This is a genomic window from Enterobacter sp. 200527-13, from assembly GCF_027924865.1.
Taxonomy (GTDB): Bacteria; Pseudomonadota; Gammaproteobacteria; order Enterobacterales; family Enterobacteriaceae; genus Enterobacter; species Enterobacter ludwigii.
Window position 1 is genome coordinate 1,273,308 of record NZ_BSCM01000001.1, and the last position, 22,552, is coordinate 1,295,859.

Annotated in this window: 21 protein-coding genes; 11 read left to right on the forward strand and 10 right to left on the reverse strand. The window is 55.4% G+C overall.

What is annotated here, in order from left to right; all coding sequences use genetic code 11:
- Positions 1-29: 29 nt before the first annotated feature.
- On the reverse strand, positions 30-1,691 hold the full coding sequence (locus QMG44_RS06065) for a methyl-accepting chemotaxis citrate transducer (protein ID WP_014169836.1): 1,662 nt from the start codon (positions 1,689-1,691) through the stop codon (positions 30-32).
- 144 nt (positions 1,692-1,835) lie between these two features.
- On the opposite strand from QMG44_RS06065, the gene QMG44_RS06070 reads away from it, so the two are divergent.
- The 3 genes from QMG44_RS06070 (at position 1,836) to umuC (ending at position 4,616) form a co-directional block, all read left to right on the forward strand.
- Positions 1,836-2,702 carry an aldo/keto reductase family oxidoreductase gene (locus QMG44_RS06070; protein ID WP_068794557.1) on the forward strand — a complete coding sequence of 289 codons (867 nt, stop codon included), beginning with the start codon at positions 1,836-1,838 and terminating at the stop codon, positions 2,700-2,702.
- 233 nt (positions 2,703-2,935) lie between these two features.
- A complete protein-coding gene (gene umuD, locus QMG44_RS06075; RefSeq protein WP_014169838.1) occupies positions 2,936-3,370 on the forward strand; it encodes a translesion error-prone DNA polymerase V autoproteolytic subunit in 435 nt (144 codons plus the stop codon).
- Positions 3,354-4,616, forward strand: coding sequence for a translesion error-prone DNA polymerase V subunit UmuC (gene umuC, locus QMG44_RS06080; protein ID WP_014169839.1), 1,263 nt, complete (start codon positions 3,354-3,356; stop codon positions 4,614-4,616). Before umuD ends, umuC begins: the two co-directional genes overlap by 17 nt.
- A gap of 7 nt (positions 4,617-4,623) precedes the next feature.
- Here the strand turns inward: umuC and QMG44_RS06085 are convergent, their stop codons facing one another.
- The gene (locus QMG44_RS06085) at positions 4,624-5,505 is read right to left on the reverse strand and encodes a LysR family transcriptional regulator (protein ID WP_044858837.1); all 882 of its coding nucleotides are present in this window, start codon (positions 5,503-5,505) and stop codon (positions 4,624-4,626) included.
- 97 nt (positions 5,506-5,602) lie between these two features.
- Here QMG44_RS06085 and QMG44_RS06090 point away from each other — a divergent pair, with 97 nt between their 5' ends.
- Complete coding sequence (locus QMG44_RS06090; protein WP_047744566.1) at positions 5,603-6,658, forward strand: SDR family oxidoreductase; 1,056 nt, start codon at positions 5,603-5,605, stop codon at positions 6,656-6,658.
- A gap of 66 nt (positions 6,659-6,724) precedes the next feature.
- Here the strand turns inward: QMG44_RS06090 and QMG44_RS06095 are convergent, their stop codons facing one another.
- A complete protein-coding gene (locus tag QMG44_RS06095; RefSeq protein ID WP_086532613.1) occupies positions 6,725-8,233 on the reverse strand; it encodes a PLP-dependent aminotransferase family protein in 1,509 nt (502 codons plus the stop codon).
- A 36-nt stretch (positions 8,234-8,269) separates the two neighbouring features.
- Between QMG44_RS06095 and QMG44_RS06100 the strand changes: the two genes are divergently transcribed.
- Positions 8,270-9,037, forward strand: coding sequence for an arylamine N-acetyltransferase (locus QMG44_RS06100; RefSeq protein WP_020884297.1), 768 nt, complete (start codon positions 8,270-8,272; stop codon positions 9,035-9,037).
- 120 nt (positions 9,038-9,157) lie between these two features.
- On the opposite strand, the gene QMG44_RS06105 is transcribed toward QMG44_RS06100, so the two are convergent.
- Both QMG44_RS06105 and yajD read right to left on the reverse strand, forming a co-directional pair.
- Positions 9,158-9,427, reverse strand: coding sequence for a hypothetical protein (locus tag QMG44_RS06105; protein ID WP_014169844.1), 270 nt, complete (start codon positions 9,425-9,427; stop codon positions 9,158-9,160).
- 56 nt (positions 9,428-9,483) lie between these two features.
- Positions 9,484-9,831 carry an HNH nuclease YajD gene (yajD, locus tag QMG44_RS06110; RefSeq protein WP_014169845.1) on the reverse strand — a complete coding sequence of 116 codons (348 nt, stop codon included), beginning with the start codon at positions 9,829-9,831 and terminating at the stop codon, positions 9,484-9,486.
- 178 nt (positions 9,832-10,009) lie between these two features.
- On the opposite strand from yajD, the gene QMG44_RS06115 reads away from it, so the two are divergent.
- Positions 10,010-11,035 (forward strand): LLM class flavin-dependent oxidoreductase, encoded by a 1,026-nt coding sequence (locus QMG44_RS06115; protein ID WP_047744568.1) that lies wholly within the window; start codon positions 10,010-10,012, stop codon positions 11,033-11,035.
- Positions 11,036-11,131: 96 nt separating this feature from the next.
- Here QMG44_RS06115 and QMG44_RS06120 read toward each other — a convergent pair whose 3' ends face one another.
- Complete coding sequence (locus QMG44_RS06120; protein WP_014169847.1) at positions 11,132-12,175, reverse strand: AI-2E family transporter; 1,044 nt, start codon at positions 12,173-12,175, stop codon at positions 11,132-11,134.
- Between the two features lie 421 nt (positions 12,176-12,596).
- On the opposite strand from QMG44_RS06120, the gene mdtJ reads away from it, so the two are divergent.
- Together mdtJ and QMG44_RS06130 are read left to right on the forward strand one after the other, a co-directional pair.
- Positions 12,597-12,911, forward strand: coding sequence for a multidrug/spermidine efflux SMR transporter subunit MdtJ (mdtJ, locus tag QMG44_RS06125; protein WP_281853006.1), 315 nt, complete (start codon positions 12,597-12,599; stop codon positions 12,909-12,911).
- Between the two features lie 85 nt (positions 12,912-12,996).
- Positions 12,997-15,159, forward strand: a complete 2,163-nt coding sequence (locus QMG44_RS06130) for a bifunctional diguanylate cyclase/phosphodiesterase (RefSeq protein WP_020884293.1) — start codon at positions 12,997-12,999, stop codon at positions 15,157-15,159.
- Position 15,160: 1 nt separating this feature from the next.
- Here QMG44_RS06130 and QMG44_RS06135 read toward each other — a convergent pair whose 3' ends face one another.
- From QMG44_RS06135 to QMG44_RS06145, 3 genes are all read right to left on the reverse strand, one after another.
- Entirely contained in the window at positions 15,161-15,982 is an 822-nt protein-coding gene (locus QMG44_RS06135; protein WP_020884292.1) for a serine protease, read from the reverse strand.
- A gap of 278 nt (positions 15,983-16,260) precedes the next feature.
- Positions 16,261-16,647 (reverse strand): acid resistance repetitive basic protein Asr, encoded by a 387-nt coding sequence (gene asr, locus QMG44_RS06140; protein ID WP_025204322.1) that lies wholly within the window; start codon positions 16,645-16,647, stop codon positions 16,261-16,263.
- A 177-nt stretch (positions 16,648-16,824) separates the two neighbouring features.
- Complete coding sequence (locus QMG44_RS06145; protein ID WP_086532612.1) at positions 16,825-18,312, reverse strand: carboxypeptidase M32; 1,488 nt, start codon at positions 18,310-18,312, stop codon at positions 16,825-16,827.
- 154 nt (positions 18,313-18,466) lie between these two features.
- On the opposite strand from QMG44_RS06145, the gene QMG44_RS06150 reads away from it, so the two are divergent.
- Positions 18,467-18,829: a cell envelope integrity protein TolA gene (locus QMG44_RS06150; protein ID WP_025204320.1), complete on the forward strand. Its 363-nt coding sequence runs from the start codon at positions 18,467-18,469 to the stop codon at positions 18,827-18,829.
- Between the two features lies 1 nt (position 18,830).
- On the opposite strand, the gene QMG44_RS06155 is transcribed toward QMG44_RS06150, so the two are convergent.
- Positions 18,831-20,084: an MFS transporter gene (locus tag QMG44_RS06155; RefSeq protein WP_086532611.1), complete on the reverse strand. Its 1,254-nt coding sequence runs from the start codon at positions 20,082-20,084 to the stop codon at positions 18,831-18,833.
- Positions 20,085-20,205: 121 nt separating this feature from the next.
- Between QMG44_RS06155 and QMG44_RS06160 the strand changes: the two genes are divergently transcribed.
- Together QMG44_RS06160 and mlc are read left to right on the forward strand one after the other, a co-directional pair.
- Positions 20,206-21,138 (forward strand): LysR family transcriptional regulator, encoded by a 933-nt coding sequence (locus QMG44_RS06160; RefSeq protein ID WP_086532610.1) that lies wholly within the window; start codon positions 20,206-20,208, stop codon positions 21,136-21,138.
- A 94-nt stretch (positions 21,139-21,232) separates the two neighbouring features.
- Positions 21,233-22,453 (forward strand): sugar metabolism global transcriptional regulator Mlc, encoded by a 1,221-nt coding sequence (gene mlc, locus QMG44_RS06165; RefSeq protein WP_020884286.1) that lies wholly within the window; start codon positions 21,233-21,235, stop codon positions 22,451-22,453.
- Positions 22,454-22,552: the final 99 nt, after the last annotated feature.

Sequence of the window (22,552 nt, forward strand, 5' to 3'; positions counted from 1 at the left end):
GGCGGGCGAGACGTTCGCCCGCCTGTCACTCAGAAGGTTTCCCAGTTGCTGTCGGTGGCGGTGTTGGCCGTTGCCGGGCGTAACAGCTGTGGGGTTTTCACCGTGGCCGGGCGGGGTGCGGTGGCTTTTTCCTTTCCGTTCAGGCGAAACGCTGCCACAGCCTGGCGCAGTTGTTCCGACTGATCTTCCAGGGCCGCCGCCGCCGTGGCGGATTGCTGTACTAGCGCGGCGTTTTGCTGTGTGACGCTGTCCATCTGCGAAACGGCCAGGCTCACCTGTTCGATGCCGCGGCTCTGTTCATCGGACGCCGACGAAATCTCGCCCATGATATCGGTCACGCGGGTCACGGCAGCGACAATCTCCTTCATGGTTGCGCCCGCTTCGCTGACCTGCTCTGAACCGGTATTCACCCGGCTGACGGAGTTCTCAATCAGCCCTTTGATCTCTTTCGCCGCCTGCGCACTGCGGCTGGCCAGCGTGCGGACTTCACCTGCGACGACCGCAAAGCCACGACCTTGCTCCCCGGCACGCGCGGCTTCCACCGCCGCGTTAAGCGCCAGAATGTTTGTCTGGAAGGCAATGCTGTCAATCACGCCGGTAATGTGCGCAATTTGCTGCGAGCTGTCGGCGATTTCGGTCATGGTACGGACAACGTTATCGACCACGTGACCGCCACGGGCCGCCGTTTCTGAAGCGTTCTTCGCCAGTAGCGTAGCCTGACGGGCGTTGTCGGAGTTCTGTTTAACCGTAGCGGTCAGCTCTTCCATGCTGGCAGCCGTCTCCTCCAGCGAAGCCGCCTGTTGCTCGGTGCGGGCAGACAGATCGTTGCTTCCGGCGGCAATTTCACCTGCGCCTGTGTAAATGGAGTCGGTGCTACCACGCACGGCGCTGACGGTGGTCACCAGCGACTGCTGCATCTCATGCAGACCCGCCGCCAGCTGGCCCATCTCATTGCGGCCAGACAGGGCGATATCCTGCGTCAGATCGCCGCCCGCAATGGCGCGAATATGGTTCATAATCATGTGGAGCGGTTTTAACAGCAGGTGTTGTAAACCCTGCCAGATCACCACCAGCACCGCGATAACGGCCAGGAAGATCGCTGCCAGCGTCCATTGCATCTGGGTAAAGCTGCTCTGGTTCTCTTCGGTTGCGGCTTTCAGCAGAGTGTTGTTTTCGGCGCGCCAGCGGTTATAAACCCCTTCCATATCGTCCTGGGCCTGTTGGGCATCCAGATCGCCATAGGCCTGGTAGTTGTCGGCACGCAGATACGCAATGGAGAGACGCATCACTTCATGCATCTGGCTCCATGATTTCTGCATTTCGTCGGTTAATGCCGCGTTCTGGCCGTTAACCTGCGGCATTTTCTGCCACTCTTTGTTATAGGCTTCAGCTTTAGCCAGAGAATCTGCCGCGGTGCCAAGCAGTTTGTTGATCGCCGCAAGGGACGCCGGGTCGCGCTGGTTTTTCAGGTAGCGGATCGCCACGCGGGTGACGGTGACGCGCGTTTTGATCAGCGTGTTCACGCTGTCGCTCAGGCTCTCCTGCTGGGCATTGAGCACCCCGGAGTTCTGGAAGTTATGGCGGTCGTTGCTGACGGCAGAGTAGAACAACCCTCCCGTGACAACTTGCAACAGACAGAATATGGTGAGAGCAAAGATAATACCGGTAATCACGTGCAGATTTTTCAGCATAGCGGTCGTCCGTTAGAGAAGATGCAGGGTTACACAAATACTATCGTCGTAGAGAAATTAAACTTTAATTTAACTCGCGCTTAACTACGGGGTCTGTTAAGGAACTCGTTGTAAATCCGGATCATTTTTATGAGGAAGGTCGACATGAGCAGCATTGATAAAAGCGGGACGTACGCACTTGGGTCGCGGACGGTTAAACGGCTTGGCTATGGCGCGATGCAGCTTGCCGGGCCAGGCGTGTTTGGTCCTCCAAAGGACAAAAATGCCGCGCTGGATGTGCTCCGCGAAGCGGTGGCTGCTGGGGTGAATCACATTGATACCAGCGATTTTTACGGGCCTCATATCACCAACCAGCTGATCCGCGAGGCGCTTCATCCGTACCGCGACGATCTGACGCTCGTCACCAAGATCGGTGCCCGTCGCGGCAGTGATGCCTCCTGGCTGCCGGCCTTCTCCGCGCAGGAACTGACGCAGGCGGTACATGACAATCTGCGTAATCTGCAGCTGGATGTGCTGGATGTGGTTAATCTGCGCATCATGTTCAGCGCACACGGGCCAGCAGAAGGCTCAATTGCTGAACCTCTCGCCACGCTGGCCGAGTTACAACAGCAAGGTTTGGTGCGCCATATTGGCCTGAGCAACGTCACGGCCACCCAGGTTGCGGAAGCGCAGAAGATGGTGCAGGTGGTGTGTGTGCAGAACATGTACAACATCGTGAACCGTGGCGATGATGTGCTGGTGGATTCGCTGGCGCAGCAGGGGATTGCGTATGTGCCGTTCTTCCCGCTGGGCGGTTTTACACCCCTGCAATCATCCGGGCTGCAGGCGGTCGCTGATTCGCTGGGCGTAACGGCAATGCAGGTCGCGCTGGCGTGGTTGCTGCAACGTTCGCCGAACATCCTGCTGATCCCCGGCACCTCCTCCGTGGCGCATCTGCGACAAAATCTTGCGGCGGCGGAGCTGGTGCTCCCGGCTGACGCGCTGGAAACGCTCGATTCGCTGGCGGATTAAGCCAGACAGGCATAAGCCCAAAGCAGTGCTTTGGGCTTTTTTGTCCCTCTTGAAACCTGAATGTCGCTGCCGCAGGCGTTATCTGGCTATTCTTTCGCCGATGCGCAGGATACGGCTGAATTAAATCCGCTCACACTTCAATGCGTTTGGGGTAACCCCCGTAAAGGACCTTGATCCTTGTCCATAATCCGTAATACTGTATTTATATACAGTATCTGGCGAGAAAGGCATTTATGGACACTCTCTTTTCTTATTATCCAAAGCAACCCCTTGAGTTACCTTTATTTGTAGAACGCGTAGCGTGTGGTTTTCCAAGCCCGGCGCAGGATTATGTGGAAGATCGTCTCGATCTTAACCGCCTGGCCGTCAGGCATCCCAGCGCGACCTACTTTGTGAAGGTGAGCGGAGACTCGATGATCGGCGTTGGGATCGGCGATGGCGATCTGCTGGTCGTCGATCGTTCGTTAAACGCCGTGCACGGGGATATTGTGGTGGCATCCGTCGCGGGTGAGTTTACGGTCAAAGAGCTGCAGACCCGCCCGATCCTGAGGTTAGTGCCGCATAACGTTCGCTATCAGCCGATCACGTTTCAGTCCGAAGAGGAACTGCAGATCTTCGGTGTTGTCACCCACACACTCAAAACGCATAAACATGTTCGCGCTGGTTGATGTGAACAGCTTTTATGCCTCCTGCGAGACGGTGTTTCGGCCCGATCTGCGGGGCAAACCCGTGGTGGTGGTCTCCAATAACGACGGCTGCATTATTTCGCTGTCGCGGGAGGCAAAGCAGTTCGATATAAAAATGGGCGAGCCGTATTTCAAATTCAAAGAGAAGCGCTTTCCCGCGCGGGTTTACGTCTTTAGCTCGAACTATGCGCTTTACGCCGATCTCAGCAGCCGGGTGATGCAGACGCTGACCGACTTCGCCCCGGCCATAGAGATTTACTCCATTGATGAGGCGTTTGTGAACGTTGCTGGCGTCAGCAACTGCATGGCGCTGGAGGCGTTTGGTCATCATATGCGCACGCAGGTGTTTAAAAATACGGGATTAACCGTTGGCGTAGGCATTGCCCCCACGAAAACGCTGGCGAAGCTGGCCAACTATGCGGCAAAGCGGTGGAGCAGCACGGGAGGCGTAGTGGATTTATCGGATCGCGAGCGGCAGCGTAAACTGCTGGCGCGCGTACCGGTAGAGGAGGTGTGGGGCGTCGGGCGGCGCATTACCAAAAAACTTAATGCGATGGGCGTCACCACGGCGCTGGATCTGGCACAAGCTTCCTCGTGGGTCATCCGCAAACATTTTAACGTTGTCCTGGAGCGCACGGCGCGCGAGCTGCGCGGCGAGCCCTGTCTTGATCTGGAAGAGTTTACGCCCACGAAGCAGCAGATTATCTGTAGCCGCTCGTTTGGACACCGTATTACGCAATACGAGGAGATGCACCAGGCCATTTGTGCCTACGCTGAACGGGCTGCGGAAAAGCTGCGCAGCGAGCATCAATATTGTCGCTTTATCAGCGTGTTTTTGCGTACCAGCCCGCATGCGGACAACGAGGTTTATTACGGCAATCAGGCGTCTGTCACCCTGATGACGCCCACCAATGACTCGCGCGATATCATCCGTGCCGCCACCGATGCGCTGGGGCGCATATGGCTTGACGGCTATCGCTACATGAAAGCGGGGGTGATGCTGGCGGACTTTTTCAGTAGCGGCGTCGCCCAGCTGAATTTATTTGACGATAACCGTTTGCGCGCCAACAGCGCGGCGCTGATGGCGCTGATCGACAGCGTGAATCATTCCGGGAAAGGGAAGATATGGTTTGCCGGGCAGGGGATTGAGAAATCCTGGGCGATGAAGCGCGAGATGTTGTCACCGGCTTATACGACGCGGTACGCGGATTTGCCGGTAGCGAAGTAGGCGCCGGTTATTTGGCAAGCGTCGGCAGGATTTGTTCGATCACCTGTATCACGCTTCTGACGCGTTGTGGGATAAAGCGGGCGTCGGGGTAGACGGCATAGAGATACCGGTCAGGTAACCGCCAGGCCGGTAATACCGGCACCAGCGTGCCGGCTTGCAACGCCTTTGCCGCAAGCGGCAGCTGCATGCCGCCAATCCCGAGGCCTGACTCCAGCGCCTGTAACAGGGCGTCACTGGTGTTGGCACGAAAAACGGTATGCACTTTCACGTCAATTGTTTCCTCACCGGCGATCAACCGTAGAGGCGCATCCCGCGGGATGCCGCTAAATCGCACATGGGGATGTGCCGCCAGTTCGCTGACGGAGTGTACCGCCTGAAAGCCGGGAGCAGCGAACAGCGCGGTTTCAATCCGCATCAGCAGACGTGCCGCATGCGATTGCGGAGGCTCAGCGCTAAGGCGTAGCGCGACATCCACCCCTTCGCTCACCAGGTCGGCGATGCGGTCATCGAGGGACAGCGTCAGGTGCAACGCCGGATGCAGGCGCTGAAGCGCCAGCAGAGGGGGCAAAACGATCTGCCCCAGACCGCTTGGCAACTGAACATGGACGCTGCCCTGAAACTGATGATCGGCAGGATTCAACCGTCTCTCCGCTTCCTGCATGGCATCCAGCAAAAGCTGCATATCACGGCGATAACGTTCACCCTGCTCGGTGAGCTTCATCATTCGCGTTGTCCGATGCAGTAATACCACCCCGAGCTCCTGTTCCAGGGCGGCAATCTGCTGGCTGACGGCAGACTGCTTCATTCCGCTCTGGCGAGCGGCTGCCGAAAAGGAACCCGCTTCTGCGACGCGCAGAAAGGTGGAAATGGCGTTGAGCTTATTGTTCATTTAATGTTTTTTCTTATAAGTGCCATCGAATTCAGGGGATATGTAGGGGAAAAATAATATATCACACTGTGTCTGTCACCCTAACTGGAGAAACACCGTGAATAAGATGCAGCCACAAAACGTCGCGCTGGTCGCTGGCGCCAGCGGGATCGTAGGCAGACAGCTCGTCAAAACGCTCCTGGACAACAAATGGCAGGTGATTGGCCTGAGCCGCCATGCCTTATCCCATCCTGATGCTATTTCGCTGATCAACGTTGATTTACTGGATGCGGAGGATAGCGCCAGGGCTTTGCAAGCCGCTGGCGAGATCACCCATATTTTTTACAGCGCCTGGATGAATGCCGGGAGCTGGACGGAAATGGTTGAACCGAACGTCACGATGTTGCGCAACCTGGTCAGCAATATTGAAAAAACGGCACCTTTGCAGACGGTAAGCCTGATGCAGGGATACAAAGTGTATGGCGCGCACCTGGGACCGTTCAAAACCCCGGCACGCGAAAGCGATCCGGGCGTACCCGGGGCAGAATTTAACGCCGCTCAGCTCGCGTGGCTCCGTGATTTTCAGCGGGAAAAACGCTGGCACTGGAATGCCATCAGGCCAGGCGTGGTGGGCAGTTCGGTGCCAGGCAATACCATGAACCTTGCGCTGAGCATCGCACTGTATGCGTCCCTGTGTAAGGCTCTGGGTTTACCTCTGCGTTTTCCCGGTTCGGAACAGACCTGGCACAGCATTGTTGATCATACTGACGCCGGATTGCTGGCGGAGGCAACGCTGTGGGCAGCCACATCACGTAGGGCTAACAACCAGGCTTTCAACGTGAATAATGGGGACATCTGGCGCTGGAGCGAGCTGTGGCCGCGCATCGCTCGCTGGTTTGAACTGGACTCTGCGCCGCCGGTCAGATTGTCATTCCATCAGCTGTTTAAGGACTATCGTGCGTTATGGCGCGACATTGCCGGGGATCGGTTGGTGGAGGCGGATATTTTGCAGCTGAACGACGGGCATTTTGCCGATTTTGTCTTTAGCTGGAATTACGACATGTTTGGCGACGGCAGTAAGCTCCGCCGGTCAGGGTTCACGCGAATGCAGGCAACCGATGAGATGTTTTTCAGCCTGTTCTCGCAGCTAAGAGCGGCACGTATTATTCCGTAAAAAAAGGGGAGTGCGTTTCTGACGGCAGTAAAAAACGCGAACCCGGATGCAGGGAGTAAAGAACGCTCAATGTTCACTTTCTGGAATAGGGCCAGAGGAGCCGGCCAGTTCATGACAAAGCGCGCCAATCCGATCCACCGCATTCAGCAGGAGAGGCGTGGGTTCGTTGGCACAATTTAATCGCAGGTAATTCGTTAAGTGTGCGCGGGGGGAGAACAGCGGCCCGGGGCTAACGCCAATGTTCAGTGCCAGCGCGCGGCGGTGCACCTCCAGTGCATTCACCTGGTGTGGAAGTTCAACCCACAACAGGAAACCGGCAGCCGGCACGTTAACGCGCGTGCCGGGAGGGAAGCTTGCCTTGACGCGCGCAATGACGGCACCAATCCCCTCCGCGATGCGCCGCTTTAGCCGCCGCAGATGACGATCGTAGTCGCCACTGGCCAGGATTTCGCTCGTTGCGGCCTCAAACAGCGGCGCGCCAGCCCAGTCTCCGGCCATACGCGCCTGCAGGACCTGGGCGTGGTAACGTCCGGCCGCAATCCAGCCGATGCGCCATCCGGGCGCAAGCGTTTTAGACAATGAACTGCAGTAAATGACATTCCCGCTCTGGTCGAACGCTTTACAGGCCGGAGGACGTTGCCCTTCGCCGACCAGATCGCCATAAACATCGTCCTCAATTAACGGGATGCCTGCATCTTCCAGCAGGGCAACCAGTTCCTGCTTGCGGGGGACGGACATACTGGCACCCAGCGGATTTTGCACGGTGGGCGAGGCCAGAACGGCCGCTGGATGATGGCACCGAATAGCATCGGCGAGCGGCGCCAGCAGCAACCCTTCTTGAGGATCGGTTGGGATCTCCAGCGCCTTCAGGCCCAAATCTTCCAGCAACAACAGCGTACCGAAATAGGCGGGTTGTTCTATCGCTACCACGTCGCCAGGCTGGCACACAGCCCGCAACGCCAGACGCAGCGCCTGTGTCGCGCCAGCGGTAATGATGAGATCCTCTGCACCAAAACGGCCGCCCCACTGCGCTGCCCGGGCGGCAATCTTACTGCGCAAATCAACCCGTCCCGGAGGCAGGCTATAGCTTTGCCCACGCGCTTCCAGACGTCGACCTGCAGACTGCAGCGCACGTTGCAGGGTATCGCCTGGCAGCCACGCGGGGTCGGGCAAGGCAGCCCCCAGCGGTACCAGCCGGGCTTCTGCACTACTGAATAACGATCGCGCGACGGCTGACATTGTCACAGGCACGGGGCCGGGCAGGGAACGGGTGGGCTGCACGCATCGGGACAGGCGGGTCTGACGGACGTAGTAGCCCGAACGCGGACGCGCAACGATCAGGCCTTCGGCCTCAAGACAGCGGAGTGCTTCCAGTGCTGTCGGGAGACTGACCTGTTCGCGCTCGGCCAGTTTACGTGCAGAGATCATCCGGTCGCCGATTTGCAACGCGCCTGAAGCCAGCGTAAGACGCAGCATCTCAGCAATCCGACGGTAATGGGGGGACGGGGCGGCCATGGGGATCTGTGCAGTCAAATTTTCGATAAAACTGACTATACAGCCAATGAAGTGCCCCATCTATAGTGTCCGGCATGTTCCAGACAAGGAGGCACTATGCACAGCGACAATTTCGATATTTCTGCCTATTTCAGGCGCATAAACTATACCGGCCCGGCGGCTGCCGATACTGCAACCCTGCATGCGCTGATGCGCCATCAGCTCTTTTCGATACCCTTTGAAAATGGGGATGTACAGGCGGGTAAAGTCGTTTCGCTGGTCCCCGAAGACATTGCCGATAAGCTGTTGAGGCAGAAGCGCGGCGGTTACTGCTATGAGGTGAATGGGCTATTTGCGATGGCGCTGGAGGCATTGGGCATTCGCTGGCGTTTTGTCGCGGCGCGCCCGATGTTCTACCCGGTGCGTCGGCCTAAAACCCATATGGCACTCATTGCTGAGATTGACGGTCGTCAGTGGCTTTGTGACCTCGGGTTCGGTAGCTACGGCATCCGTGCGCCGATGGCGTTAGACATGCTTGATACGGATATCCGGCAGGATTTCGACACGTTCCGGCTGACCCGTAACGCTGAGGGTGAGTATCTGCTTCAGGCATGGGTGGAGGGCAAATGGGCCAGTCAGTACGGCTTTGACCTCTCTCCTCAGGAGTGGATTGATTTCGTGCCTGCCAACTACCTTAACTCCACGCACCCGGACGCCATTTTTGTGCAGAAGCTGCTCGTCGTACAGCATCGCCCTGAAGGACGCCAGATTTTGTTGGGTAACGTGCTGAAAACGATCACCGCGCAGGGCGTGGAAACGCAACAGCTGGCAGAAGATGATATTGCCTCTGTACTGAAAAATTGTTTTGCGCTGACGGTTGAGTGATCCGCAGGGGGACGCTGGACTGTATCGAGTCTGCGCATGCGTCCCCGGCTTATCATCGACAATGCGGACTGTTAAATACAGAGGCTACCTGAGACGTCTTCAGGGCAGAAACCGTATCCGCTACGTAAAAAGCGTCGTAATAATCAACCCTATAATATACAGGGAAAGGATGCCCTGGATGCTACTTAAAGCCCACCGCAAGTAGCGCCACTGGTAGCGTTCTCTGGCATTGGCCTCGGCAATGGGGCCGGTAGCGTCAGGGGCTTCTTTTCTGAAGCGCTGCAGGGTTTGATGACACCACCACACCAGCAGTAATACCAGCACGGTTTTCGTGAGCAGTGAGCCATAAGCATTGAAAAAAACGTCCCAGTAGCAACGGAGTGTATCCATATCCTTTTACCTGTAACTGTGAGGCCCATATGACGAAGAGGGGCAATATTAGGGAATTATTTTTTCTTATTCATCATCGCTTTTAGATCGGCAAACGGGTTGAAAGTGGCCACGCCCATGTCTTTTTGCGCGTCTTCACCCGCCACAACGGTAGTACCGTACTGATCTGCTTCGGTGTATTTCGAGTGTTCATGGTCGTGGCAAAACAGGCACAACAGCTCCCAGTTGCTGCCATCTTCCGGGTTATTAGTATGATCGTGATCGATATGGTGAACCGTGAGCTCGCGCAGGTTTGAATAGACGAACTCGCGTGAGCAGCGTCCACAGACCCAGGGATAGATTTTTAATGCCTTTTCACGGTAGCCACTTTCCAGTCGCGCGTAGTTTTTAGGGATCAGAGCCATTGCCGGTTTTACCTGCCAGGGAAAAAGAAAGACGCACTATATCTCATTATGGGGCGTCATTGCGATCCGCTCAATTCTGTCAATTTATTTGAATTATTCCGTTAAATAAAGGGCATTTATTCTCCCCGGGTAATGCGTAAAGTAGAGATAACGCAAAGCATCATCAGGATATCTCGTTATGAAAAAGATCGGCTTTTTGTCATTTGGTCACTGGACACCGTCACCCCAGTCCGGCACGCGTTCCGCGGCGGACACCCTGTTGCAATCCATCGACCTGGCCGTCGCCGCTGAAGAGCTGGGCGCAGACGGTGCCTATTTCCGTGTGCATCATTTTGCCCGTCAACTCAGCTCTCCGTTCCCCTTACTGGCGGCGATCGGTGCGAAAACGAAAAGCATCGAAATCGGTACTGGCGTGATCGATATGCGCTATGAGAATCCGATGTACATGGCGGAAGATGCGGGCGCGGCGGATTTAATCTCCGGCGGACGTTTGCAGCTGGGGATCAGCCGGGGCTCTCCGGAGCAGGTCATTGATGGCTGGCGTCATTTTGGTTATGTCCCGCAGGAAGGGGAAAATGAATCAGATATGGCACGCCGACACACCGAGGTACTGCTTGAGGTGCTGCGCGGAGAAGGGTTTGCAAAACCGAACCCACAACCCATGTTCCCAAATCCACCGGGACTGCTGCGCCTGGAGCCACATTCCGAAGGTTTACGTGAGCGCATCTGGTGGGGCGCAGGGTCGAACGCGACAGCGGTATGGGCTGCAAAACTGGGGATGAACCTGCAAAGCTCAACCCTGAAAGATGATGAAACCGGTGAGCCATTCCATATTCAGCAGGCAAAACAGATCCGCGCTTACCGACAGGCCTGGGCGGAAGCCGGGCATACTCGTCATCCGCGCGTCTCGGTCAGCCGCAGTATTTTCGCGCTGATGGACGATCGTGACCGCATGTACTTCGGCGCAAGCCGGAATGACAGCGATAGCGTGGGTTACCTTGATGAGAAAACGCGCGCAATTTTCGGACGCAGCTATGCCGCTGAGCCTGAAAAGCTGATTGAGCAGTTGAAACAGGACGAAGCGATTGCCGAAGCGGACACCTTATTGCTCACCGTGCCGAACCAGCTCGGAGTGGATTACAACGCGCATGTTATCGAATCCATTCTGAAGCATGTTGCACCGGCAATGGGATGGCGCGAGTAGCCATTTTGTTGTGCGTCGGGCACCGCGCGCGAAAGCCGTAACACCTGCCTGTCTCGTCACCGCCGGTAAGGGGGACGAGACAGGTATCTGCGGAGGTTATTCGACTGGCTTATGGCTCATATCGCTCAGCAGCACGGCAATACTTTGCCCGCCCGCCGTCTGTTCGAGGCCAATCTTCACAATGATGGTCAGCGGAACGGAGAGCAACATGCCGACCGGGCCGAGCAGCCATCCCCAAAAGATAAGAGACAGAAATACCACCAGCGTGGACAATCCCAGACCGCGCCCCATCATGCGTGGCTCAAGAATATTCCCGAACACCAGGTTAATCACCAGATACCCGGCCAGCAGAATCAGCGCATCATAGAACCCACTGAACACCAGCACCTGCAGAATAGGGGGAATAGCGGCCAGCACCGAACCGATGTTGGGGATATAGTTGAGCGCAAAGGCCAGTAATCCCCAGACGAACGCAAACCGGACATCCAGCGCCATCAGCATTCCCCAGACCACGGCCCCGGTGACCAGGCTAATGGCGGTTTTCAGGACCAGATAGCGGGAGACGCTATCCAGCGCGCGTTGAATCGCCCCCATGCCTTCAACCGGACGGACCATTATTTGCTGCAGTTTTGCGGGCAGTTGCGGCACTTCCAGCAGCATGAACACCACCGTTAAAAAGAGCAGGAAAATCGAGGTCATGGCGTTAGAGAGCTGCGCCAGCAGGCCGGTGACGAGGGTCATGGCGGCATTCGGATCAATGTACTTCAGCAACTCCTCAACGGACACTTCGATTCCCGCACGCTGCAGCCAGGGTTCAAGCTGCAACAGCGGTATCGCCAGCGACGAGCGGTATTTCGGTAACGTTCGCGTCAGTTCATTCAGGGAGGTGCCGAGATAAGCGACCAGCAGCACCATGGCAATAATAATGATGCTGATAAGCATCGTGATTGCCAGCACGCGCGGGATGCGGAACCGCGTCATGCGCTGTATGAGCGGGTTAAGGATCACCGCAATAAACAGGGCCAGAATAAACGGCACGATGATGTCGGCGGCAAAACGAACGCCCGTCAGTATGATCACCAGCATGCCCAGCATGATGACAATTTTTAGCCCGTTCAGGGTAATGATGGGTTTAGCCATGGGGGTTCCTGAATAATATTTTTATTTATAATAAAGGCGAAAGCCGTTTCAATAAACTAACCAAAATCAAACGGGATGGGTAAAGAATTGAAAAGACTTTGAGTAAAAGCCTTACTTATGGTACAAATTTGGCGTGTTCAACTACCGAGGACAATTTTCATCCGCAAAGACGAGAAGCAACAACGCGGATAATTGTAATTTTATGGACAATTTGTTCAGGACGTATTCTTCAAACAACACCGCTGTATTTTTCACTTCCTTCTGCCTTCTTTCTGGTGAGCAACACTGGCGCAACGCGCTATAGTCACATCTTCTGCCTGAGCTGGCGCTACGCGCTTAGCTGTCTGATTTAATTTCATATTTTTTGGTTTGCTGCACGCAGCAGGCCACGATGGATTATATTCTCAAGCAGGAGAAAAACATGTTTTACTGGATTTTATTAGCCCTTGCTATTGTCGCTGAAATTACCGGCACGCTGTCTATGAAATGGGCAAGCGTCAGCGATGGCAATACCGGCTTTATTTTAATGCTGGTGATGATTTCACTTTCCTATATTTTCCTGTCGTTTGCAGTGAAGAAAATTGCGCTGGGTGTGGCCTATGCGCTGTGGGGCGGGTTTGGTATTGCCGCCACCCTGGCAGCCGGCTGGGTGCTGTTCGGTCAGCGTTTAAATAACAAAGGTTGGATTGGACTGATATTGCTGCTTGCCGGCATGATCATGATAAAACTCGCCTGATACACGTTAAGCCATTATTTACAGGCAGCGAAATTCGCTGCCTGTATTACTCTTAAAAAAAGCAAAACATTGAAGAGGATGGCTAATGTATCGCACATTAAGCTGGCGCAATATTCCCACCGCGAGAACATTGTTCGCCATGATCTTCATGGCGGGGATCGGCTTAATCATCTCCATTGTCGCGCTGCTCTATTTATCTCTGCACCTGATCAGCACCAAAACCAATGAAATTGACGAGCACCGCACCACGCTTTCCGTGCAGGGTGCGATACAAACGTCGGTTAACCGTGTCTCGACCCTGGTGATTGATAATGCCGTCTGGGACGATGCGGTACGCGAGGTCTACCGCCCAAAGCTCGATACCGAATGGTTATACAACACCTGGGGAGCGGGCTTTAAAGTCAATAACCTCTATGACGGCACTTTCGTGCTGGATGAGCATTTCAACGTCATCTGGGGATCGTTTCAAAGCCAGCCTTTTGCGGAGACGAATCTCGATTTTTTTGGCAAAGGCCTGCAAGCGCTTATTCAGCAGCACGGACGTGAATTACCCAGCCAGAAGAATATTTATGCCGGGATCACCCGAACGCGTCACGGCGTCGCGTTTGTCGGAATAGGGCTGATCCGACCGATGATCGGGCGATTACAGGTTAACGACGGTACACGCCGCTATCTGGTGATTACCCGCCATTTGAATAGCGGCATATTATCCGATCTGGGGCAGACCTTTCAGATTGATAACCTCAACTTTACCCCGGATAAAATCAACAGTCTGAGTATGCCGCTGCGCAGTTCTGCTGGGGAGTTACTGGGTTACCTCAACTGGCAGGCACGCCTTCCTGGCGCGCAGGCGGCCCGGGCCGCATCATCTGATATCACGCAGATAGTGGTGCTGGCATCGGTGCTGATCCTGCTGTTCATTATGGTGAGCTGCGTGGGCCTGTACAAACTGGCCCGCGGAGAAAGCCAGGCGCGTCTGGTCGCCAGAACGGACTGGCTAAGCCATCTGCCGAACCGCCGCGCACTCATTGAAGCGCTGGACCGCGTGAGTTTGCGTGGCGATATTGACGTCAAAAGCGTGGTGTTTATCGATCTGGATGGCTTCAAGGACGTCAACGATATCTACGGCCACAGCGTCGGTGACGATCTCATTGTGACCATCGCCAAAACGCTGAATGAATGCGTTCCACCGGGCGGGATGCTGGCGCGCATGGGAGGCGATGAGTTTGCCATGACCATCGGCGGTGAAGGGGCAGAAGCGCTGGCGACCACCTTTGCCGAATCGGTACTGGATTTTCTCAATACCCCCATTCGTCTGGGGGAGCGCACTATTCATATCGGCGCCAGCATCGGGATTGCCAGCGGAACCCTGATTGAATGCACCAGTTCCGAGCTGTTTCGCCGCGCCGATATCGCCATGTACCATTCCAAAATTAGCGGGAAAGGGCGTGTCACCCACTATGACGCGGCGCTGAATAACGCCCGGGAACGCAAGCTTGCGATTGAAAACCAGATCCGTAACGGACTGGAGCGAGACGAGTTTGAGGTCTGGTACCAGCCGATTATTGACGCCCGCAGTCAGAAAATGAGCAGTGTGGAAGCGCTGGTTCGCTGGCCGCGTCGTCCGGAAGGTGAACTCGGTCCGGATACCTTCATTTCCATTGCGGAAACGAGCGGGCTGATTTACAAACTGGGCCAGTTTGTTTTGCAGCGTGCCTGCCAGGATCTGGAGCCGTACAGCGAATTAAAGCTCTCCGTTAATATCTCCCCGGCGCAGTTTCGCGACCCTGAATTCGAAGAAAAAGTGGCCTGGGTTCTGGAAAGCACCCGTTTCCCGGCCAGGCGACTCCAGCTCGAAGTCACGGAGACCTATGTGCTGGAAAACCCCGAGCGTGCCCGCACGGCGATTGCCAACCTTAAAGCACTGGGCACCGCGGTGGCGCTGGATGATTTTGGCACGGGCTATTCGAGTATTGGCTATTTGCGGCGTTTTAATTTCGACACCATTAAGATCGATAAATCACTGGCCGGGCTGGTGGACAACGATGAGCAGGCGGCGGCGCTGGTGAGCGGCACGGTGAGGATCGCCAATGCCCTGGGCATGGCGGTGGTCGCTGAAGGGGTGGAAAACGAAAAGCAGATGAAATTGTTACGGCTGGCTGGCTGCGATCAGCTGCAGGGATTCTGGTTCAGCCAGCCGATGCCGATTGAATCAATCAGGGCGTTACGTCAGGTCAGACAGTGCTGAGTTACTGCTGTGCCAGTGCTTCCAGCTTGTCACGAAAACCGGTCACGGCTAAGGCCCGGTTATCTGCTCGCCATCTGTCTTTTGCCGCTGGCGCAGAGCTTTGAACACCAATCAGCTGCCAGCCGTTATCCGTTTTTAACATCAGCGGCGAGCCGCTGTCACCGGGTAACGTATCGCACTGATGTGAGAGCACGCTGTTTTGCGCCCATCCTGTGACAATACAGTCCGTGTGGGTGTAAAGCGCGTCCAGATGATCGACAGGGTAGCCTGATTGCGTCACCTTACGGTCGGCGGCTTTCAGTGCGGCAGTGAGCGCGGCTTTGTCTCCGTCAAATAACGGAAGCGGGGTAATGCCAGAAGGCGGGTAGCGCAAAATGATCAGGCCAAAATCCCAGGATGCCGCTGACGGAGGCACTATCCAGCCGTCACCGTCAGGCTTCAGACGTTTGCCGAGAGAAGCATCAACCCGTCCCTCAATACCGTGAATTTCATAACGCCACATCCCTTTTTGCGACACAAATCGCAGGGCAACGGCTTTGTCTGGCTTGCCGTCTGGCGGTGTCAGCAGGCAGTGGCCAGCCGTCAGGGCAAGTTGCGGGGTAATCAGCGTAGCGGTACATAAATTACCGCTGGCGGTTTCCAGTTGCCCGATAGCATCCCAGGGTGCCTGGGTAGGATCGGCGACGCGCGTACGATCGTCATGACCGAAAAACAGCGTTTTAAGCTCTTTCGCGCTAATGGTTTCATCACCGCCATCATCCGCATGTGAGAATCCAGAAAAAAGACCAAACGTTCCCAGTAACAACACAACAGATTTACGCATATCACACTCTGGTGGGGGCAATTATGATTATTAAAAGTGAACCCTATAAAAATACTATAGACGGGACAGCGCTAAAGTGGGAGTAAAATCAGCGTGCTACGATCAGGAAAGATAAAAATGGCTTGCGATGAGCGCGCATAAAATAAGCAGGATAAGAATCAGCTCAAACCGATAGCGCCGCAGCATACGCCCTCCGGATAAAAAAAACGGCGCTGGACCTTTCCGGTTCAGCGCCGGTTTACCAACGTGCCCCGAAAGGCACGGTTAAGCTTGTACTCTTACGCAGCTGGCTGTGCAGCTGGTTTAGCAGCTTCGTGTTTTACTGCTTTTTTGTGATGCTTTTTAGCGGCCTGGGCTTTCTGTTCTACAGCAGGTTTGGTCGCTTTTTTGTGGTGCTTTTTAGCGGCCTGCGCTTTCTGCTCTACAGCCGGTTTAGCGGCATCTTGTTTAACGGCTTTTTTGTGGTGTTTTTTAGCAGCCTGGGCTTTTTGCTCTGCAGCAGGTTTAGCGGCTTTATGGTGTTTCTTGTGGTGTACGGTTTTTGCCGGAGCAGCAGTCGTTGTTGCAGCTGGAGCAGCAGCCGGTGCAGCAGTGGTTTCAGCAGCAAACGCAGCAGAAGACAGACCCATAGCAGCGGCAACAACCAGAGCTAATACTTTTTTCATGTTCATACCCTCGAATTTGGTTTTTCATTTAACCCCACTGCGGGGCCGTTGAAAGAACTATATCCCTGTAAATTCGGGGTTTCCGTGAGTGATTGGTATCGGCGTGTAACGGAATGTACAAAGGGCGGTACAGGGTGCGCAAAAGGAAAACGGCCGGAGCGTACTCCGGCCGCTGGATTACAGATAACGGGACGTCAAATGCTCGCGGAAGTAACGGATATTCAGGTCTTCACCCGTCGCCTGGGTAATCAGTTGCGAAGTGGTGAAGCGGCTACCGTGCTGCCAGATGTTCTGACGCAGCCAGTCAAACAGGGCGGAGAAATCGCCCTCAGCGATGGAGGACTGCAGACCCGGCAGCGCCGTTTTGGCCGCATGGAACAATTGCGCGGCGTACATCGCGCCGAGCGTGTAGGACGGGAAGTAGCCAAAACCGCCGTCGGTCCAGTGAATGTCCTGCATACAGCCGTTGCGGTAGTTATCTTTGGTTGATAACCCGAGCCAGGCCTGCATTTTCTCATCCCACAGCGCCGGAATGTCATCCACCTCGATATCGCCATTGATCAGCGCACGTTCAATTTCATAGCGCAGCACCACATGTGCCGGGTAGCTGACTTCGTCGGCATCGACGCGGATATAGCCCGGTTTCACGCGCTGGTTCCAGGCAATAAAGTTCTCTTCACTGAACGCCGCCTGACTGCCAAAACGGGCGTGAACCGCAGGGAGGAAATGTTTAAGAAAAGCGTCGCTGCGCCCCAGCTGCATTTCAAAGAACAGGCTCTGGGATTCGTGGATCGCCGTTGAACGGGCGAGAGAGACAGGTTGACCGGCCCACGTTCGCGGCAGGTTTTGCTCGTAGCGCGCGTGTCCGGTTTCGTGGATCACGCCAAACAGCGCGCTGAGCAGTTCGTCCTCATCATAACGCGTGGTGATGCGCACATCTTCCGGCACGCCACCGCAGAACGGGTGTGCACTGACGTCCAGGCGACCACCGTTAAAATCAAAGCCGAGCATCTTCATGGCTTCAAGCCCAAGTTCACGCTGCGTTGCCGTCGGGAAGGGGCCCTGCGGCGGAACGAACGACTGCTGAGCCTGTTTTTCCACAACGTTTTCCAGCAGGTCCGGCAGCCAGGATTTCATATCCGCGAACAGTACGTCCAGGCGCGCGCTGGTCATGTCCGGTTCGAAAATATCCAGCAGCGCGTCGTAAGGGCTGCAGCCTTTGGCTTCAGCACGCAGGCGAGCCTCCTCGCGGCTCAGTTTGACGACCTCTTTTAGGTTGGCGGCAAACCCCTGCCAGTCATTGGCCGGGCGCTGAGTACGCCAGGCGTGCTCACATTTGCTGCCTGCCAGCGATTTGGCTTCCACCAGCGCTTCCGGCAACAGCGACGCCTGCTGGTAATGACGCGTCATTTCACGCAGGTTGGCTTGTTCAATATCATTCAGGTCCTCACCGGCCGCGGCGGTGAGCCATTCACCCACCTTTTTATCGGTCAGGATCTGGTGTTGCAGAACGCTCATTTCGGCCAGCGCTTCACCGCGCGCAGCACTGCCACCCGGCGGCATCATGGTAAACATATCCCAGCTGGCGATGGAGGAGAGGTGGGAGAAACGGGAGAGGCGCTGGAAGGTGCGGGTGAGTTGTTGGTAGTGGCTGTTTTCGCTCATTTCGTTTTCTCTTTGCAAGGCGATGTTTCAGACATGAAGAGTGAGTAGTATCAAAATTCTCGCCTGAATCCAAGCCATTACCCCTTAGAGTTTGGTGCTATTTCGTTCAGTAACGCTGTGTTATAACCCTAAAAAAACGACTGCCGGATGGAAAATGAACAAGGTTGTGAGTGTAGGGATTGCAGTGTTGCTGACGGGATGCCAGACACATCATCATGACGTAATCCCGTTCAACACCGAAGAAGACTCCGCGCACGCATGGGCGTTTGCGTATGTGGAAACAGTGAAACAAAGGATGACAACCACAGAGCAGTATGAAGGGAAGCTCTGTTCGTTAAAGATTCACCAGCCCAAAGGCGCGGCCTATGTGACCCACATTCAGGTGGTAAAAGGCAGCGATCCTGAGCTGTGTAAGGCCGCCATTGCGGCCTTACAGTCTGCCAGTGACGATCATGTGCTCCCAGTGGTACCTGATGAGCGTATCGGGGAAAACTACACGCTCGATTTCAAACCCTGAATCAGTGCAGACGCTGGTGTAAACGGGTCCCTACCAACAGCGCCCCGCAGAGCATCAGCGCAATAAAACCGCCCACGCCGTTCCAGCCATAGTTATGCCAGAACACCCCACCCAGCGTCCCCGCAAAGCTGGAACCGAGGTAATAGCTGAACAGATACAAAGACGACGCCTGGCCTTTGGCCCGGCGAGCGCGTGGCCCAATCCAGCTGCTGGCCACCGAGTGAGCGGCGAAGAAACCGGCAGAGAAAAGCAGCATCCCGGCGAAGATAAGCCACAGGGAGGCGAAAAGGGTCATCAACAGGCCGAGCAGCATGACGGCGGTAGAGACCAGCATAACCGGACCGCGTCCAAAGCGGGCCGTCATCGCTCCGGCTTTAGGTGAACTCCACGTACCGGTGAGATACGCCACAGAGAGCAGACCCACCACCGCCTGACTCAGATGCCACGGGGAGAGCATCAGGCGATAACCGATATAGTTAAACAACGTAACGAATGAGCCCATCAGCAGAAAGCCGGTCAGGAACAGCAGTGGCAACCCTTTGTCACGCCAGTGCAGACGGAAGTTGATAAACAGCATTTTCGGGCGTAGGGAGGTGGAACGAAAATGACGTGATTCCGGAAGGATTTTCCAGAACATCAGCGCAGACGCAAGGGCAAAGCAGCCGATCACCGCCAGCGCAATACGCCAGTTAAAGAAGTCCGTAAACACCCCGCTCAGCAGACGTCCACTCATTCCGCCAATCGAGTTCCCGCTGATGTACAGCCCCATAGAGAAGGCGACAAAGCTCGGGTGGATCTCTTCGCTGAGATAGGTCATCCCGACCGCCGCCACGCCGCTCAGGGATAACCCAATCAGCGCGCGCATCACCAGGATACCGTGCCAGCTGGTCATCATCGTGGAGAGTAACGTACAAATCGAAGCCAGCATCAGGGCGGTAACCATCACCTGTTTACGGCCAATGGCGTCGGAAAGTGGCCCGGTGAAAAGCAGACCAATCGCCAGCATGCCGGTAGAGATGGAGAGCGAAATACTGCTGCTGGCAGGCGATACGCCAAATTCATGGGAAAGAACGGGCAGGATCGGCTGAACGCAATAGAGCAGGGCGAAGGTTGCCAGACCCGCTGAGAAAAGCGCCAGCGTGACGCGCATAAACTGGGGGGTACCACGTTTAATGAACTGAACCGGCTGCGATGCTGCGGGTAAATCATCAATATCTCTGGCCGGATCGATATCAATGGTAGATGTACGACTCACACAATGTCCTTGCTTAAACATCCCCGTGGTTTCGGGTGACGGGTATGACCACACGATCAGAGTAGGAAAATGTAAATATTCTGTCTAATATATTAATAATCTCAAATGATACTTTAAAAATATGAATATCGAACTGCGTCATCTGCGCTACTTTGTCGCCGTCGCTGAAGAGCTTCATTTTGGCCGCGCGGCGGCAAGACTGAATATCTCACAACCCCCGCTAAGCCAGCAGATTCAGATCCTTGAGCAACAGGTCGGGGCGCGCCTTCTGGCACGGACCAACCGCAGCGTGAGCCTGACGGCGGCCGGGAAGCAATTTCTGGCCGACAGCCGACAAATTCTCAGTATGGTGGATGAGGCGGCAGCCCGGGCAGAGCGGCTTTATCACGGAGAAACCGGAGAGTTGCGGATTGGGTTTACCTCGTCTGCACCGTTTATCAGCGCTGTTTCACAGACCCTGTCGTCGTTTCGCCGGCATTTTCCGGATGTGCATATTCAGACGCGCGAAATTAATACCCGCGAGCAAATCGCTCCGCTGAATGAAGGTTCTCTTGATTTAGGTCTGATGCGTAACACCCAACTCCCGGATACGCTGGCGTGGCAGGTTATTCTGCGCGAACCGTTGATGGCAATGATCCCGCACGATCATCCGCTCGCCTCGCGTTCGGCGGTCACGCTGGCAGAGCTGGCAAAAGAGCCGTTTGTTTTTTTCGACCCGCAGGTAGGTACCGGTCTGTACGACGATATTCTGGGCCTGTTACGACGCTACGATCTTGCCCCGATCATTACGCAGGAAGTCGGGGAAGCGATGACCATCATTGGTCTGGTCGCGGCGGGGCTGGGCGTCTCTATTCTTCCGGCCTCGTTTAAACGGGTACAATTGCGTGAAATGCGCTGGGTTGCTATCGCCGAAGACGATGCTGTTTCGGAAATGTGGCTGGTATGGTCGAAACATCATGAGCAGAGCCATGCAGCGCAGCGGTTTAAAGCACAGCTGTTAAGCGCCTCTGCAGGACAATATTTAGAGGGAAAAGTGGGTAAAAATGTGCAGTAAATCACATGGCTAAGTAAATATTTGACGACGGCCATTGAAGTGCTTCACCATAGCCCACAGTTTATTTCGATGCTCGAAAATAAGGGAGTACGAGGTGGTTGCTGATAGTCAGCCAGGGCACATTGATCAGATTAAGCAGACCAACGCTGGCGCGGTTTATCGCCTGATTGATCAGCTTGGCCCGGTTTCGCGTATCGATCTTTCGCGCCTGGCACAACTGGCACCTGCCAGTATTACCAAGATTGTTCGTGAAATGCTGGAAGCCCACCTGGTCCAGGAGACGGAAATTCAGGAGCCGGGCAGCCGCGGCCGTCCGGCGGTCGGCCTGGTGGTGGAGACCGAAGCGTGGCACTACCTGTCACTGCGCATTAGCCGGGGAGAGATCTTCCTTGCCCTGCGCGATCTAAGCAGCAAGCTGGTGGTAGAAGACCGGCTGGAACTGCCGCTCAAGGCTGAACAATCGCTCCTCGATGCCATTGTCACCCATATCGATCACTTCTTTATTCGCCATCAGCAACGCCTTGAACGCTTAACGGCCATTGCGATCACCATGCCGGGTATTATTGATACCGAAAATGGAATCGTGCACCGCATGCCGTTCTACGACGATGTCAAAGAGATGCCGCTGGGCGAGGTGCTGAAAAATCACACCGGCGTGCCGGTCTATATTCAGCATGACATCAGCGCCTGGACGATGGCGGAGGCGCTGTTTGGCGCATCCCGCGGCGCAAGGGACGTGATTCAGGTGGTGATTGACCATAACGTCGGGGCGGGCGTCATCACCGACGGACGCCTTCTGCATGCCGGAAGCAGTAGCCTGGTCGAAATCGGCCACACGCAGGTCGATCCCTACGGCAAGCGCTGTTACTGCGGCAACCATGGCTGTCTGGAAACCATCGCCAGCGTGGAAAGCGTGCTGGAGCTGGCGCAGGTCAGGCTCAGCCAGTCCATGAGCTCTTCGCTGCACGGACAACCGTTGACCGTCGATTCACTCTGCGCCGCAGCGCGTCAGGGGGATCTGCTGGCAAAGGATATTATTACCGGAGTGGGGAATAACGTTGGCCGCATTCTGGCCATTATGGTGAATCTCTTCAACCCGCAAAAAATCCTGATTGGCTCACCGCTGAGTCAGGCGGCGGAAATTCTCTTCCCGGCTATCTCGGCCTGTATTCATCAACAGGCGCTCCCGGCCTACAGCAAAAATATTGCCGTGGAAAGCACCCAGTTTTCCAATCAGGGCACCATGGCTGGTGCAGCCCTGGTCAAGGACGCCATGTATAACGGCTCGCTGTTGATCCGCCTGTTACAGGGTTAACTCTTTTCCGCAGATGTACGAAAAATTGCGCTATCTCAAGCTGGGTAGCGCACGCATCCCGTAGACTTCCCCCACTGAATTATTTCTCTGGTTTATATT